This is a genomic window from Pseudomonas serboccidentalis, assembly GCF_028830055.1.
GTDB classification, from domain to species: domain Bacteria; phylum Pseudomonadota; class Gammaproteobacteria; order Pseudomonadales; family Pseudomonadaceae; genus Aquipseudomonas; species Aquipseudomonas serboccidentalis.
In genome coordinates this window covers 207,583-222,976 of record NZ_CP101655.1, presented here as the reverse complement: position 1 = coordinate 222,976, position 15,394 = coordinate 207,583, and the positions used below count along the sequence as shown (strand labels likewise).

General features: G+C 61.6%; 12 protein-coding genes. 1 reads left to right on the top strand and 11 read right to left on the bottom strand.

The window, feature by feature from the left end; translation table 11 throughout:
• Nucleotides 1-14 precede the first annotated feature (14 nt).
• The 3 genes from NN484_RS00865 to pmbA all read right to left on the bottom strand — a co-directional run bounded on the left by NN484_RS00865 (nt 15) and on the right by pmbA (nt 3,359).
• A complete protein-coding gene (locus NN484_RS00865; protein ID WP_274658441.1) occupies nt 15-1,403 on the bottom strand; it encodes a class II fumarate hydratase in 1,389 nt (462 codons plus the stop codon).
• The gene (locus NN484_RS00860; RefSeq protein ID WP_215501823.1) at nt 1,396-1,791 is read right to left on the bottom strand and encodes a FagA protein; all 396 of its coding nucleotides are present in this window, start codon (nt 1,789-1,791) and stop codon (nt 1,396-1,398) included. Before NN484_RS00860 ends, NN484_RS00865 begins: the two co-directional genes overlap by 8 nt.
• Nucleotides 1,792-2,006: 215 nt before the next feature.
• Entirely contained in the window at nt 2,007-3,359 is a 1,353-nt protein-coding gene (gene pmbA / locus NN484_RS00855) for a metalloprotease PmbA (protein ID WP_274658440.1), read from the bottom strand.
• A 102-nt stretch (nt 3,360-3,461) separates the two neighbouring features.
• Between pmbA and yjgA the strand changes: the two genes are divergently transcribed.
• The gene (yjgA, locus tag NN484_RS00850; RefSeq protein ID WP_007961589.1) at nt 3,462-3,986 is read left to right on the top strand and encodes a ribosome biogenesis factor YjgA; all 525 of its coding nucleotides are present in this window, start codon (nt 3,462-3,464) and stop codon (nt 3,984-3,986) included.
• A 93-nt stretch (nt 3,987-4,079) separates the two neighbouring features.
• Here yjgA and tldD read toward each other — a convergent pair whose 3' ends face one another.
• From tldD to mreB, 8 genes are all read right to left on the bottom strand, one after another.
• A complete protein-coding gene (gene tldD / locus NN484_RS00845) occupies nt 4,080-5,522 on the bottom strand; it encodes a metalloprotease TldD (protein WP_215501825.1) in 1,443 nt (480 codons plus the stop codon).
• A 4-nt stretch (nt 5,523-5,526) separates the two neighbouring features.
• A complete protein-coding gene (locus NN484_RS00840; protein ID WP_127651158.1) occupies nt 5,527-6,387 on the bottom strand; it encodes a carbon-nitrogen hydrolase family protein in 861 nt (286 codons plus the stop codon).
• A gap of 132 nt (nt 6,388-6,519) precedes the next feature.
• Nucleotides 6,520-10,323: a YhdP family protein gene (locus tag NN484_RS00835; RefSeq protein ID WP_274658439.1), complete on the bottom strand. Its 3,804-nt coding sequence runs from the start codon at nt 10,321-10,323 to the stop codon at nt 6,520-6,522.
• 75 nt (nt 10,324-10,398) lie between these two features.
• Entirely contained in the window at nt 10,399-11,856 is a 1,458-nt protein-coding gene (gene rng, locus NN484_RS00830) for a ribonuclease G (protein ID WP_274658438.1), read from the bottom strand.
• 58 nt (nt 11,857-11,914) lie between these two features.
• Nucleotides 11,915-12,511, bottom strand: a complete 597-nt coding sequence (locus tag NN484_RS00825) for a Maf family protein (RefSeq protein ID WP_215501827.1) — start codon at nt 12,509-12,511, stop codon at nt 11,915-11,917.
• A gap of 37 nt (nt 12,512-12,548) precedes the next feature.
• Complete coding sequence (mreD, locus tag NN484_RS00820; RefSeq protein ID WP_127651161.1) at nt 12,549-13,040, bottom strand: rod shape-determining protein MreD; 492 nt, start codon at nt 13,038-13,040, stop codon at nt 12,549-12,551.
• Complete coding sequence (mreC, locus tag NN484_RS00815) at nt 13,040-14,173, bottom strand: rod shape-determining protein MreC (RefSeq protein ID WP_127651162.1); 1,134 nt, start codon at nt 14,171-14,173, stop codon at nt 13,040-13,042. The genes mreD and mreC overlap by 1 nt, the downstream gene beginning before the upstream one ends.
• Nucleotides 14,174-14,315: 142 nt before the next feature.
• Entirely contained in the window at nt 14,316-15,353 is a 1,038-nt protein-coding gene (gene mreB / locus NN484_RS00810) for a rod shape-determining protein MreB (RefSeq protein ID WP_002555108.1), read from the bottom strand.
• Nucleotides 15,354-15,394: the final 41 nt, after the last annotated feature.

Sequence of the window (15,394 nt, the reverse complement as noted above, 5' to 3'; positions counted from 1 at the left end):
AGCGGTTGCGGGGGTTACACGCCGCCGGCGGTGAGTTTCTCGGGATTGAGCAACTCTTCCAGCTGGCTGCGTGACAGGTCGGTGTGCTCCAGTGCAACGTCGATCACCGGACGACCTTGCTTGTAGGCCTGCTTGGCGATGTCGGCGGCTTTCTGGTAGCCGATGATCGGATTGAGCGCGGTGACCAGAATCGGGTTGCGCGCCAGCGCTTCCTTGATCCGCGACTCGTTGACCTTGAAGCTGGCAATGGCCTTGTCGCCGAGCAGACGGCTGGCATTGGCCAGCAATTCGATGCTGCTCAGCAGGTTCTGGGCGATGATCGGCAGCATCACGTTCAGCTCGAAGTTGCCCGACTGGCCGGCGATGGTGATCACCGAGTCGTTGCCGATCACTTGGGCGGCTACCATTGCGGTGGCTTCCGGGATCACCGGGTTGACCTTGCCCGGCATGATCGACGAGCCCGGTTGCAGGCCCTCGAGTTCGATTTCACCCAGACCGGCGAGCGGGCCGGAGTTCATCCAGCGCAGGTCGTTGGCGATTTTCATCAGCGACACGGCCGTGGCTTTGAGCTGGCCGGAGACAGCAACGGCGGTGTCCTGCGAGCCGATCAGCGCAAACAGGTCCTTGCCCGGAGTGAATTGCACATTCGTCAACTGACTCAGTTGGCGACTGAAACGTGCAGCGAATTCCGGGTGCGCATTGATCCCGGTCCCCACCGCCGTACCGCCCTGCGCCAGCGATTGCAGGCTCGGCAGCAAATCCTGCAGGTGAGCGATGTTGGCCTTGAGCTGCTGCGCCCAGCCATTGAGCACCTGGCTCATGCGCACCGGCATCGCGTCCATCAAGTGCGTGCGGCCGGTTTTGACGTGGTGGTGCACTTGCTCGGCTTTCTGTTCGATCACCTGCACCAGGTGCAACAGCGCCGGCAGCAGTTGTTCGTGCAACGCCAGGGCGGCGCTGACGTGGATGGTGGTCGGGATGATGTCGTTGCTGCTCTGGCCGCAGTTGACGTGATCGTTCGGATTGACCGGCTCGTCGAGCAGACGGCTGGCGAGGGTCGCGATCACTTCGTTGGCGTTCATGTTCGAGCTGGTGCCGGAGCCGGTCTGGAAGATATCCACCGGAAAATGCTGCATGAAGTCGCCTTCGAGCAGACTTTGTGCGGCATCGCAGATGGCTTTGCCTTGCGCCGCACTGAGCTGATTGAGTTCGACGTTGGCCCGTGCGGCGGCCGCTTTGGCGAGGATCAGCGCGCGAATGAATTGGGTCGGCATCGGCTTGCCGCTGATCGGGAAGTTATCCACTGCACGCTGGGTCTGCGCGCCATAGAGAGCGTCCATCGGCACCTGCAGTTCGCCCATGCTGTCGCGCTCAATACGTGTCTGATGGTAGATACTACTCATCGGTAAATCCTTGGACTAATTCAATAAGAGGAATCGAGGGAAGCAACTCGCAGGTCGCCAGTTGCCAGGTGTAGCGCTGCCAACGCTGGAGCCGGCAGTTGCACAGCGACAGGCGCTCCATGTCACGCAACGGGCGCCAGGCTTGATCGAGACACAGGCTGCGCCAGTGCCACGGCAAGGCGATGTCGCTGGCCGTGTCGAACAGCAGACAGAAGGAGGTTTCAGCGATGGTCCAGGGGGATGTGGCCGTGCAGCAGGCCAGATAACGGCCTTCAGCCAGGTAATGTTCGATCAGGCGCGGTTCGTCAGGATCCATCGCGCAGCGGATCTGGCGACTCATCCAGCGCCAGCTTTCGAGGTACGGCTGCTCGTGCAAGGCAGAACTCATGATCCGGGACTCGTGCGGAGATGAGATTTATTATTAGATGATAATGAGAACCAAAACAAGAGTGCTTTTGTAGGAGCTGCCGCAGGCTGCGATCTTTTGATCTTGTCTTTAAAAGCAAAATCAATCGCAGCCTGCGGCAGCCCCTACAGGGCGGACATAAAAAAGGCGCGCCATCCGACTGGATGGCGCGCCTTTTGGCGTGACGGACTGGGGGCTTAGCTGCCCGCCACCGTCATCCGCTCGATCAACACCGAGCCTGTACGAATGTTGCTGCGCAGCTCCAGATCGTTACCGACTGCGACGATCTGCTTGAACATGTCGCGCATGTTGCCGGCGATGGTCACTTCCTGCACCGCGAACTGGATTTCGCCGTTCTCGACCCAGAAACCCGCCGCACCACGCGAATAGTCGCCGGTGACCATGTTCAGACCGTGGCCCATCAATTCGGTGACCAACAGGCCACGCCCCATCCGCCGCAGCAGTGCCGCCTGGTCTTCATCGCCGTGGGTCACGAACAGGTTGTGCACGCCACCCGCGTTGGCGGTGCTCGGCATGCCGAGTTTGCGCCCGGAGTACGTGCCGAGGATGTACGACACCAACTCGCCTTTCTCGACGAACGGTTTGGCGTAGGTGGCCAGACCATCACCGTCGTACGACGCACTGCCCATGGCGCGCATCAGGTGCGGACGCTCGTCGATGGTCAGCCATTCCGGAAACAGCTTCTGCCCCAGCGTGCCTTCCAGGAACGACGATTTGCGATACAGACTGCCGCCAGACACCGCCGACAGAAAGCTGCCGAACAACCCGCCCGCCAACTCGGCGGAAAACAGCACCGGCACTTCGCAAGTCGGCACCGGACGCGCACCCAGACGGCTCGCTGCCCGCTGCGCGGCACGCTGGCCAATGCTCGCAGGATCGGCCAGCAGGCTGCCCTGGCGATTGACGTCATACCAGTAATCGCGCTGCATCTGGCCGTCGGCCTCGGCGATCATCACGCAACTGAGGCTGTGCCGGGTCGACGCGTAACCGCCGATGAAACCGTGACTGTTGCCGTACACCCGGCAGCCCTGATGGGTGCTGAGGGTGGTGCCGTCGGCGTTCTTGATCCGCGCATCGGCGTCGAACGCGGCCGCTTCACAGAGCAAAGCCTTCTCGATGGCCTGCTCCGGGGTGATGTCCCATTCGTGGAACAGGTCGAAATCCTGTTGATCCTTGGCCATCAGCGCCGCATCGGCCAAGCCCGAGGCTTCGTCTTCAGAGGTGTGTTTGGCGATCGCCAGTGCGGCGGCAACCGTTTCGCGAATCGCATCAGGCCCGGTGGCGGACGTGCTGGCCGAGCCTTTGCGCTGGCCGACGTACAGGGTGATGCCAAAGCCCTGGTCGCGGTTGAACTCGACCGTCTCGACCTCACGCTGGCGCACCGACGTCGACAAACCCTGCTCCAGCGATACCGCGACTTCGCAGGCACTGGCGCCCTGACGCTTGGCTTCGGCGATGATCTGCTCGACCTGTTCCTGCAGTGCCGGCAATGCCTGCGGGCCGACGCTTTGAACTGCACTCATGCTCATCTCCACTCAAATTCTGCTTTCGGCTGGGGTCATCGAGCGACCGGGCCGGACAAGCGGCCCCCGACTGGTTATCATGGCGGCGTTTCTTTGCGGACTGCCACCATGGTTGATTCTTACGACGACTCCCTCGATACGGGAGAAAAAAGCAAATCTCAGGTCAAACGCGAGCTGCATGCTCTGGTTGACCTTGGCGAGCGCCTTACAACACTCAAGCCCGACTTGCAGGCAAAACTGCCATTGACCGACGCTTTGCGCCGGGCTCTGGCCGATGCGCCCAAGCACACCGCGAACATCGCGCGTAAACGGCACCTGCAGTTCATCGGCAAACTGATGCGCGATCAGGACACTGACGCGATTCTGGTCCTGCTCGATCAACTCGATGCCTCCACCCGTCAGTACAACGAGCGTTTCCATAATCTCGAACGCTGGCGCGACCGCCTGATCGCCGGTGACGATGCCGTGCTGGAGAAATTCGTCGTCGAGTACCCGGACGCCGATCGCCAGCAGTTGCGTTCCCTGATCCGTCAGGCTCAGCACGAGGTTGCACACAACAAACCTCCTGCTTCCAGCCGCAAGATCTTCAAGTACATCCGTGAGCTGGACGATACGCAACGCGGTCTGCGTTGATATCTCGCCCCTGCAGGAGCTGCCGCAACTGCGATCTTTTGATCTTTTAAAAGCAAAGATCGCAGCCTGCGGCAGCTCCTACAGCCAGTTTATTTATGCGCCCGTGCCACCCACGGTAATCGCATCGATCTTCAGCGTCGGCTGACCGACACCCACCGGCACCGACTGCCCGTCCTTGCCACACGTGCCCACACCGCTGTCCAGCGCCAGATCGTTACCGACCATCGACACCCGGCTCATCGCCTCGGGGCCGTTGCCGATCAACGTCGCGCCCTTGACCGGCGCGGTGATCTTGCCGTCTTCGATCAGGTACGCCTCGCTGGTGGAGAACACGAACTTGCCGCTGGTGATGTCGACCTGACCGCCGCCAAGGTTGGCGCAGTAGATACCTTTCTTCACCGAAGCAATGATTTCCGCCGGATCACTTTCGCCGCCGAGCATGTAGGTGTTGGTCATGCGCGGCATCGGTAGATGCGCGTAGGACTCGCGACGACCGTTGCCGGTACGGGCCACGCCCATCAGGCGCGCGTTGAGCTTGTCCTGCATGTAACCCTTGAGCACGCCGTTTTCGATCAGCGTGGTGCACTCGGTCGGGGTGCCTTCGTCGTCGACGCTGAGCGAGCCGCGACGACCACTCAGGGTGCCGTCATCGACGATGGTGCACAGCTTGGAAGCAACCATTTCGCCCATGCGCCCGCTGTAGGCGGAGCTGCCCTTGCGGTTGAAGTCACCTTCCAGACCGTGGCCGACCGCTTCGTGCAGCAGCACGCCGGACCAGCCCGAACCCAATACCACCGGCAAGGTACCGGCCGGTGCCGGAATCGCTTCCAGGTTCACCAGGGCCTGACGCAGCGCTTCACGGGCATACGACATGGCGCGGTCTTCAGCGAGGAAATAACGGTAGTCGGTCCGCCCGCCACCGCCATGCCCGCCGCGCTCGCGACGACCATTCTGCTCGACGATCACACTGACATTGAAACGCACCAGCGGACGCACATCGGCGGCCAGACCACCGTCGGTGGACGCCACCAGAATACGCTCCCAGACCCCGGCCATACTCACGCTGACCTGCTGAATCCGTGGATCGAGGGCGCGCGTGGCGACATCGATGCGCTTGAGCAACTCGACTTTCTCGGCGCGGCTCAGCACTTCCAGGGGGTTGTCCGGCGCATACAACTGCGCGACATCCTGAGTGGTGAATGCCTGCACCGTGCCGTTCTGCCCGGCACGGGAGATCGAACGCGCAGCACGGGCCGCAGCGCCGAGGGCTTCGAGGGTGATCGCGTTGCTGTAGGCAAAACCGGTTTTCTCACCGGACTGCGCACGCACCCCGACACCCTGGTCGAGGTTGAAGCTGCCTTCCTTGACGATACCGTCTTCCAGCGACCACGACTCGGAGATCTGGCCCTGAAAATACAGGTCGGCCGCATCGATGCCCGGGCCTGCCAGGTCACCGAGCACGCCTTGCAGGCTCTCGATGGTCACGCCGCCAGGCGCCAACAGGTGATCACTGACTGAGGACAACAACTCGCTCATAGGTTTACGCCTTAAATTCATGTTCTGAAGCAGGCCGCTGTGCGCCCTGCGAGAAAAACCGCCGATGATTCGTCACCGGCATTCGCGCCCTGATAGACGCCTGTTCATCACTGTCGCGTTCGGCCAACAACACCGCTTCGCCTTGATCCTGATGCGCCAGCACCCGGCCCCACGGATCGATGATCGCTGCGTGACCGAAGGTTTCCCGCGGTCCCGGGTGGGTCCCGCCCTGTGCTGCCGCCAACACATAGCACTGAGTCTCGATGGCCCGGGCACGAATCAGCACGTCCCAATGCGCTGCACCGGTCACCGCCGTAAACGCCGATGGCGCCGTGATCAACTCAGCACCGGCGGCGCGCAACTCGCTGTACAGCTCCGGAAAACGCAGGTCATAGCACACGGTCAGACCGACCCGGCCGACCGGCGTATCCGCCACCACGACACCACTGCCATAAGCATAGTCATCGGATTCGCGATACCGCCCGCGATTGTCCGCCACATCGACGTCGAACAGGTGCAACTTGTCATACCGCGCCACGGTTTCCCCCTGATCGTTGACCAGCAGCGAACAGGCGTGGGACTTGGCGTCCGGCTGCCCAAGTGGCGGCAACGGCAACGTGCCGGCCACTATCCATAACTTGAGGTCGCGGGCGGTCTGTTTCAACCATGGCAGGATCGGGCCTTCGCCGAGCGCTTCGGCGCGGCCGATGTCGGCAATGTCGCGACGGCCCATGGCGGCGAAGTTTTCCGGCAGCACTGCCAGCTTCGCACCGCCGGCCGCGGCCTGCTCGAGCAGGCGTCGGGCCTGGGCCAGATTGGCCAGCACATCGCTCTGGCTGACCATTTGAATCACCGCTAAAGACATGGCCGCTCCTCGGGATCTGCACCTAACTTTGTAGGAGCTGACGAAGGCTGCGATCTTTGGATCTGACTCTAAAAAACCAAATCAAAAGATCGCAGCCTTCGGCAGCTCCTACCAAGGGGTAGTTTCTGCTAGTTAAAAAGGCTTGTCGAAGGTGATTTTCGGCTCTTTCCACGGCCCTTTGACGGTGTATTTGACGCTGGCGAAGCGCGCCACGCGATCACCGATCAGCTTGTCGATCAGGAACAACGCCCCGCCGACCGCCGGCGCGCCGACGATCAGCGCCGCAATCGGCAGGTTGTTGGTCACCGGCAACGTCACCAGCAACTTGGCATCGACCTGCTCACGGACCAGGTCCAGCGTACCGTTGAGTTCAATGTTGCTCGACGGACCGGTCAGGCGGATCGGCTCGCGAGTGTCATACACACCGGCGTTGGCCACCAGCAGGCCCTTGACCCGGTCGTAGCTCAAGCCTTTGCCAAACAAGTCGGAGAAGTCCAGACGCAGTCGGCGACCGATGGAGTTGAAGTTGAGCAGACCGAACACCCGCAACGCCTGCGCGCCGCCCTCCACTTCAACGAACTGACCTTTATTGAGCGAGGCATCCAGGGTGCCGGAGAAGCGCTTGGTCGCCAGCCATGCCGGCGAGCCTGGCCAGCGGCCATCGACGTCCATGTGGAATTCTTCGCTGGTCACGCTCGGCGCAAAGCCCCAGCCCTTGAGCACGTCAGCGAGGTTCTTGCCGCTGATCCGGCCCTTGAACCAGCTGTTGGTCGAGCCCGGCGCACCTTCCCAGCCGCCATTGCCCTGCAACAGGATGCCCTTGAGGCCCATGTCGAGGTTGTTCAGGGCGATGCCTTTGGCTGTCGGACGCACCTTCAGTGACCAGCCGCCGACCAGATCCTGGCCCAGAAACAATTGATTGATGGTGATATCCAGCGCGGGAATCTTCGTCGGGTCGACGGAAACCAGCGGATCGGGCGAATTCTCATCGGCCTGCACCGCCGGGTCCGGCGCCGGCAGCCGCACGTATTGCAGATTGACCGCGATCGGTGCGCCTTTGGCATCGGGAAGGCTGGCCGAACCCTTGGCCTGCTGACTGTCGAGCGACAGGTTCCACGCCCACGGTTTGCGATTGACCTGCACCGCAGCCTGATCGAGCATGGTGCCGAATGCGCTGAGCTTGCCCACTTTGAAATCGGCGCTGTTGAGCAGTTGCTTGGCGCTGCCACCCGGATCGTTACCGGCGTATTTGTTGACCAGATCCTGCCACGGCCCCACATCCAGCTCAGACAGCACACCGCGTATACGCAGGCCCTTGGCATCCGGCAGGACCGCGTCGCCCGTACCGAGGAACAGCTCGCCCCGGCCATCAGCGATATTGCCCGGTGGCGCGGCGAAGGTGAAGCTCGCCAGTTGATCGTAACTGACCCAGTAACGCCGCTCCGGGCCTTGCAGGGTCATGCGAAACACGGTGTCACGGCCCTGCTCGGCCGACATGCCGAACGGCGCCGGCAGATCCACCGCCACGCCTTTCATGCTGGAACTGACGGTCAGCTGACTGTCGGTACCGTCAAGGTTGACCTGTAACTGATAAGGAATGGTCCCAGACACCGGCAACGGCTGCGTCACGCCCAGCCAGTCGGTGAGTTTCTTGACCTCGACCTGCCCGGAAGCCGCGACCCGAGTCTTGAGCCTGTTCGGGCTGCCATCAGCGAAAATCTGCGCGGTCACAGGCTTGTCGAAAGCCCTGGCGGCGATGTTCTGCCCGCTCAGGCCCCTGGCGCTGTCGAAGCGGAAATCCCCCTTGAGCTGGCTCAGCTCAAGCTTCGGCTCGGCCAGTTTAAGACGCGCATTGGCGGTCTTGAAGTCGACGAGGATCTTCGGCAGATCGCCCTTTTCCAGCGGGATGTCGAGTTTGACCTTACCCTGCAGATCACCCTCGCCTTCCCAACCGGCGAAGGTTTCACCGGTGCCGATCGGTGCAGTCTGCAGAATTTTCAGACCATCGCCCAACCCGCCGGCAAAACCGCCGTCGAGGAACAGATGCACAGGCTGCCCGGCCGGCACATGGGGAATGTTGACGAAAACATCGCTGACCTGGGTGTCGAGCAACTGGCCCTTGTCGGCCACGATGCGCACACCGCTGTCCTCAATGAACACATCGCCGCTGACCTTGCTCACGTGCGGCCAGCCCGGCTGGAATGCCAGCTCGGCATCATGCACCTTGAAGAACAGGCTGATACTGCGATCAACGTCCTTGGCATTTTTGCTCAGCGAACCCTGGTACTGGAAGAAGCCCTGGTCCACCGCACCCTTGAGGATCGCCGTACGCAGCCATTCGTCGAGGGCCGGGCTGAGGACTTCGGGCAGGTATTTGGCAGTGTATCGACCGTCGCCATCGACCAGGCCGACGCGCAGGTCCATGTAGTCTTCCTGGGTATGGTCGAAATGCAGGCGAATCAGGAAGTCGCCAGCAATCTTGCCCTCTTCGCCGAGCACCTTCAGGTACGGCGCGATCAGGGTGAAACCGTCCTTGTCGAGTTTCCAGGTCAACCGGGCGTTGGCTTGAATGTATTGCCATGGCTTGGCGAAGATCGGATCGAGGTGCAGGACAAAATCCTTGCTGTCCATGCGCAACTCGCCACCGTCGAGGTTGCCGCTGAGGCTGCCACTGACGTTTCGCGCCGCCGGGGCACCGTGATAGGCGTCGAAACCGACTTGATCCAGATTGGCAGCGAAGCTGAATTTCGAGCCGTCGGTGGCGTTGGGACGAAAATCCAGCAGCACATTGCGCAGCCCACCTGTCACTTTCAGGTGGTCGACGACGGTAGCGAAACCTTCCGGCAACGGCCCCAGCGCATTCAGCAGCGGAGTAATCGGCGTCAGATCGAGGCGATCAGCCTGCAAATGCCAGAGTTCTTCGACTTTATCGGTGGCTGCCGTCTGCTTGAGCTGCACATGGGATTCCCAGCGGGTCTCGCCGAAGTTCATCGCCAGTGAATCGAGGGTAACGGTCGCGCCGTCATCGCCGCGCTGGTAGTAGCCGTTGAGCGCCAGATTGTTGATCTGGATCGGCTTGCGCTCGGCATAGGCGCCGTTCAGTTGTGGCGCATTCAAACGAATGGCGGCGCTCTGCAGGGCGCCGTCATTCCAGTTCACCCAGAGCTCGCCACCAGCCTTTATCCGGGAAAAATTCCACTGCTGGGTCAAACGCTCGGGCAACCACTTCGACCAGTCGCTTTGCGGCAGGCTGACATAACCCTCCACCGAGCTGCCGGGCAACTGCGTGGGGCGGATCCGTGTGCGCAGGCTCATGGCCACCGGTTGCCCGTCGGGCAAGGTCAATCGCGCATCAAGACGCTGCCGGCTGGCACCGGTTTTCAGGTTGAGGCCGACGTAGGTGAACGTCATCGGCGCGTGGTCCAGCGGCAGCACGGTCACCTGACTGTCGAGCACCGACAGTTGCTGAATCATCTGCGAGCGGTTGAACAGTTGCTCGGGATTGAGCGGCTGATCGTTCTGCACCGGCAAGCCTTCCAGCGCCCAGGTGCCGTCCTGCGCTTCCTTGAGGCTGATCTTCAGACCGTTCAATTCCAGATGGGCGATGCGTACTTCGCGCGCCAGCAGGCTGGCCCAGAGATCCGGCACGGCGCGCACCCGGTCCAGACGCAAGGCATTGGCGCCGTCGCCGACCATCACGTCATGGGCCAGCAGGATCGGCGCAAATCCGCTCCAGTTACCTTCCAGTTCACCGATCCGTAGCGGCATGCCAAGGGCGGCACTGGCCTTGTCTTCGATGTCCGCGCGGTACTCCGCCACCAGCGGCGTCAGTTCCCGACCGAGGCTGACGTACAACGCCATCAACACCAGAACCAACGCGCACAGGCCCAACCCCCAGCGGGTAAGTGCGGCCAGAATGCGTGTCAGACGCTCCATGTCAGTTGGCTCCCATGGCGAAAAAACTGCGAAAAGCTGAGGCCAGCCGTTGTGGATTAAATGTGCCGCAGGGGTTCAGAGCAGCACCACGTCATATTGTTCCTGGGAATACATGGTTTCGACCTGAAAGCGTATGGTGCGACCGATGAACCCTTCAAGCTCGGCGACGTTACCGGATTCTTCATCAAGCAGTCGATCCACCACTTTCTGGTTCGCCAACACCCGATAACCCTCGGCCTGATAGGCACGGGCTTCACGCAGAATCTCGCGGAAGATTTCGTAACAGATGGTTTCCGGGGTCTTCAACTTGCCGCGGCCCTGGCAACTGCTGCACGGCTCGCACAGCACTTGCTCCAGGCTTTCGCGGGTGCGCTTGCGGGTCATCTGCACCAGGCCCAGCTCAGTGATGCCGATGATGTTGGTCTTGGCGTGATCACGCTCGAGCTGTTTTTCCAGGGTACGCAGCACCTGACGCTGGTGCTCTTCATCTTCCATGTCGATGAAGTCAATGATGATGATCCCGCCCAGATTACGCAGGCGCAGCTGACGGGCAATCGCGGTGGCAGCTTCGAGGTTGGTCTTGAAGATGGTTTCTTCAAGATTGCGATGGCCGACGAATGCCCCGGTGTTGACGTCGATGGTGGTCATGGCTTCCGCCGGATCGACCACCAGATAGCCGCCGGACTTGAGCGGCACTTTGCGCTCAAGGGCTTTCTGGATTTCGTCTTCGACGCCATACAGGTCGAAAATCGGCCGCTCGCCCGGGTAGTGTTCGAGGCGATCAGCGATTTCAGGCATCAGTTCAGCGACGAACTGCGTGGTTTTCTGGAAGGTTTCCCGGGAGTCGATGCGGATCTTCTCGATCTTCGGGCTGACCAGGTCACGCAAGGTGCGCAGGGCCAGCCCGAGGTCTTCATAAATCACACTCGGCGCGCCGATGGTCTGGATCTGCACATTGATCTGATCCCACAGGCGCCGCAGGTAGCGGATGTCCATGAGGATTTCATCGGCCCCGGCGCCTTCGGCGGCGGTACGCAGGATGAAGCCACCGGCCTCCTTGATCCCTTCCTTGGCCACGCAATCGCTGACCACCTGCTTGAGGCGCTCGCGCTCGGCTTCGTCTTCGATTTTCAGGGAAATGCCAACGTGGGCGGTGCGCGGCATGTACACCAGATAGCGCGACGGGATCGACAGTTGCGTGGTCAACCGCGCGCCTTTGGAACCGATCGGGTCCTTGGTGACTTGCACCACCAGACTCTGGCCTTCGTGCACCAGCGAGCTGATGCTCTCGACCGCCGGCCCTTCACGCAAGGAAATTTCCGAGGCGTGAATGAACGCGGCGCGGTCCAGGCCGATGTCGACGAAAGCCGCCTGCATGCCCGGCAGCACTCGCACGATCTTGCCTTTATAGATGTTGCCGACGATCCCGCGTTTTTGCGTGCGCTCGACATGGACTTCTTGCAGCACACCGTTTTCGACCACCGCCACACGCGACTCCATCGGCGTGATGTTGATCAGAATCTCTTCACTCATGGCAGGATCTCGTTCAGGCATGTTCACGATAATGGCCGCATCTTGATTCGTACGACGCTCATTGCGCGTGCAGGTTTTGCCAACAGGGTATGCCGAAATGGCCCAACAGTTCTGCGGTTTCGCAAACCGGTAGCCCGACCACGGCCGAATAGCTGCCGTTGAGGCCCGCGACAAACACCGCGCCCAGGCCCTGAATGCCATAACCGCCGGCCTTGTCCCGAGGCTCGCCGCTGGCCCAGTAGGCGGCGGCTTCGTCGCGACTGATCGGGCGGAACCGCACCAGACTGCGCACCACTCGCGACTCACAGCGCTCACCTTCCAGCACGGCGATGGCCGTCAGCACCTCATGCTCCTTGCCGGACAACATCATCAGCATGGCGCATGCCTCGGCTTCGTCCACCGGTTTGCCAAGAATTTTGCCGTCGAGCACCACGGCGGTGTCTGCCCCCAGAACGCAAAACGCCGCGTCGGACGCGAGCGTGCGGCGACCAGCCTCGGCCTTGCCGCGCGCCAGGCGCTCGACATAGGCCGAAGGCGATTCTTCGGGTAGCGGGGTTTCATCGATGTCCGCACTGATGGCGGAAAATGGCACGCCGATCTGCGTGAGCAATTCACGCCGACGGGGCGATCCAGAGGCGAGGTACAGCGGCTTCATCAAAACATCTCCCTGTTCAGTGCCCAGCCTCACCGGATCAATTGATTTTGTAGCGGCGGCGCAATCCACGCAAAGCGAAGCTGACCCACGGCCAGAGCAAGGCACTGGTCAATGCCGGCAGCACCAGGGCCAGGGTTGGCTGACGGTTGCCGGTCAGGGCGCTGAGCCACAGCTGAACCAGCTGTGCGAGACCGAAGATCACCAGGATCACCAGGCATTGCTGCCATATCGGGAACATTCGCAGGCGCTGCTGCAACGACAGCACCAGGAAGGTGATCAGCGTCAGGATCAAGGCGTTCTGCCCAAGCAGCGTGCCGTACAGCACATCTTCGGCCAGCCCCAGGCAAAACGCCGTGACCATGCCGACGGTTTGCGGCAGCGCCAGAGCCCAGAACGTCAAGAGCAGCGCCAGCCACAGCGGACGCAGGATTTCCATGAATTGCGGCATCGGCGACACGCTGAGCAGCAGGCCGATAAGAAACGTCAGCCAGACCATCCAGCCGTTACGGGAAGCGGTAGCCCCAACCATTATTCTTGTCTCCCGGTAGTGGCCGGCGCAGTGACAGGCGGTTTGGCCGCTGGTCGAGCCGCCGGCTGGGACGCCGCAGGCCTGCTGTTCGCGGGCGTGGCTGCAGGTGGTTTGGCTTGCGCAGGCGGCTTGCTGGCGGCCGGTTTGGCCGGCGTGGCGCTGGTGGCCGGAGCGGCGGTCGCGGCAGGTGCAGGCGCTGCTGCGGGCGGCGTCACGGTTTTCGGCACCGTGGCCGGAATCACCGGGCCACCGCCCTGCGCATCAAGATTTTCCTGGGCTTGCGCGGCATCGTTGGCGCGCTCTTCGGCAGTGCGGTTGTCGCTGAACACCAGCAGCAGGTAGCGACTGCGGTTCAGCGCAGCCGTCGGCACGGCGCGGACAATCGCGAACGGCTGGCCGGAGTCGTGGATAACTTCCTTGACCGTCGCCACCGGGTAACCGGCCGGAAAGCGCTGACCCAGACCGGAACTGACCAGCAGGTCGCCTTCCTTGATGTCCGCGGTGTCGGCGACGTGGCGCAGCTCCAGGCGTTCCGGGTTACCGGTGCCACTGGCAATCGCCCGCAGACCGTTACGGTTCACCTGCACCGGAATGCTGTGAGTGGTGTCGGTCAGCAGCAGCACACGGGAGGTGTACGGCATCAACTCGACCACCTGGCCCATCAGACCGCGCGCATCGAGCACCGGTTGACCGAGCACCACGCCATCGCGCTCACCTTTATTGATGATGATGCGGTGGGTGAAGGGATTGGGGTCCATGCCGATCAACTCGGCCACTTCGACCTTTTCGTTGACCAGTGCGGAGGAATTGAGCAACTCGCGCAGCCGAACGTTCTGCTCGGTGAGGGCGGCAAGCTTCTGCATGCGCCCCTGCAACAGCAGGTTCTCGGTCTTGAGTTTTTCGTTTTCGGCGACGAGTTCGGTGCGACTGCCGAACTGACTGGCAACACCGTCCCACAACCGTCCGGGCAGGTCAGTGATCCAGTAGGCGTCCATCAGCACCAGCGACATCTGGCTGCGTGCAGGCTTGAGCAGACTGAAGCGGGCATCGACCACCATCAGCGCGACCGACAGCACGGCCAGCACCAACAGGCGCACACCCAGCGAAGGGCCCTTGGCGAAAAGCGGTTTAATAAGCCGCTCCTCCCAGGCAAATGTTCTGTTTATTCATACGGCATCAAACCGGCCTGGATGAAGACTGACAGAAGATAAACGCCAACAGGCAGCACTGCAAAGTGCTGCCTGCGCGCTCACCCACGTATTGCAAACCGGCGAGTTATTCGCTGGAGAGCAGGTCCATGGTGTGCTTGTCCATCATTTCCAATGCACGGCCACCGCCGCGAGCAACGCAGGTCAGCGGGTCTTCGGCAACGATCACCGGCAGACCGGTTTCCTGGGCCAGCAGCTTGTCGAGGTCACGCAGCAGCGCGCCACCACCGGTCAGCACCAGGCCACGCTCGGCGATGTCGGAAGCCAGTTCCGGCGGCGATTGCTCCAGGGCGCTCTTCACGGCCTGAACGATGGTTGCCAGCGACTCTTGCAGAGCTTCCAGCACTTCGTTGGAGTTCAGGGTGAATGCGCGTGGAACGCCTTCGGCCAGGTTGCGACCGCGAACGTCGACTTCGCGAACTTCGCCGCCCGGGTAGGCCGTACCGATTTCCTGTTTGATGCGCTCGGCAGTCGATTCACCGATCAGGCTGCCGTAGTTGCGGCGCACGTAGGTGATGATCGCTTCGTCGAAGCGGTCGCCGCCAACGCGTACGGATTCGGCATAGACCACACCGTTCAGGGAGATCAGCGCGATTTCAGTGGTACCACCACCGATATCGACGACCATCGAACCGCGTGCTTCTTCAACCGGCAGGCCGGCACCGATCGCAGCAGCCATCGGCTCTTCGATCAGGAACACTTCACGAGCACCGGCGCCAAGGGCCGATTCACGGATGGCACGACGCTCAACCTGGGTGGATTTGCATGGAACACAGATCAGCACACGAGGGCTGGGCTGCAGAAAGCTGTTTTCGTGAACCTTGTTGATAAAGTATTGCAGCATCTTTTCGCAGACGCTGAAGTCGGCGATCACGCCGTCCTTCATCGGACGAATGGCAGCAATGTTGCCCGGCGTACGGCCGAGCATGCGCTTGGCTTCGGTGCCGACAGCTACGACACTTTTCTGGTTACCGTGTGTCCGAATGGCCACAACCGATGGCTCATTCAGGACGATACCGCGCTCGCGCACGTAAATAAGGGTGTTGGCAGTGCCCAGGTCAATGGAAAGATCGCTGGAAAACATGCCACGCAGTTTCTTGAACATGGGAAAGGGACCCTAGGCAACGCGTGGGTAAAAAAGTGCGG

What these genes read in the sequence shown, in the direction of transcription:
- NN484_RS00865 (WP_274658441.1), bottom strand. Translation starts at nt 1,403, where the DNA reads ATGAGTAGTATCTACCATCAGACACGTATTGAGCGCGACAGCATGGGC.
- NN484_RS00860 (WP_215501823.1), bottom strand. Translation starts at nt 1,791, where the DNA reads ATGAGTTCTGCCTTGCACGAGCAGCCGTACCTCGAAAGCTGGCGCTGG.
- pmbA (WP_274658440.1), bottom strand. Translation starts at nt 3,359, where the DNA reads ATGAGCATGAGTGCAGTTCAAAGCGTCGGCCCGCAGGCATTGCCGGCA.
- yjgA (WP_007961589.1), top strand. Translation starts at nt 3,462, where the DNA reads ATGGTTGATTCTTACGACGACTCCCTCGATACGGGAGAAAAAAGCAAA.
- tldD (WP_215501825.1), bottom strand. Translation starts at nt 5,522, where the DNA reads ATGAGCGAGTTGTTGTCCTCAGTCAGTGATCACCTGTTGGCGCCTGGC.
- NN484_RS00840 (WP_127651158.1), bottom strand. Translation starts at nt 6,387, where the DNA reads ATGTCTTTAGCGGTGATTCAAATGGTCAGCCAGAGCGATGTGCTGGCC.
- NN484_RS00835 (WP_274658439.1), bottom strand. Translation starts at nt 10,323, where the DNA reads ATGGAGCGTCTGACACGCATTCTGGCCGCACTTACCCGCTGGGGGTTG.
- rng (WP_274658438.1), bottom strand. Translation starts at nt 11,856, where the DNA reads ATGAGTGAAGAGATTCTGATCAACATCACGCCGATGGAGTCGCGTGTG.
- NN484_RS00825 (WP_215501827.1), bottom strand. Translation starts at nt 12,511, where the DNA reads ATGAAGCCGCTGTACCTCGCCTCTGGATCGCCCCGTCGGCGTGAATTG.
- mreD (WP_127651161.1), bottom strand. Translation starts at nt 13,040, where the DNA reads ATGGTTGGGGCTACCGCTTCCCGTAACGGCTGGATGGTCTGGCTGACG.
- mreB (WP_002555108.1), bottom strand. Translation starts at nt 15,353, where the DNA reads ATGTTCAAGAAACTGCGTGGCATGTTTTCCAGCGATCTTTCCATTGAC.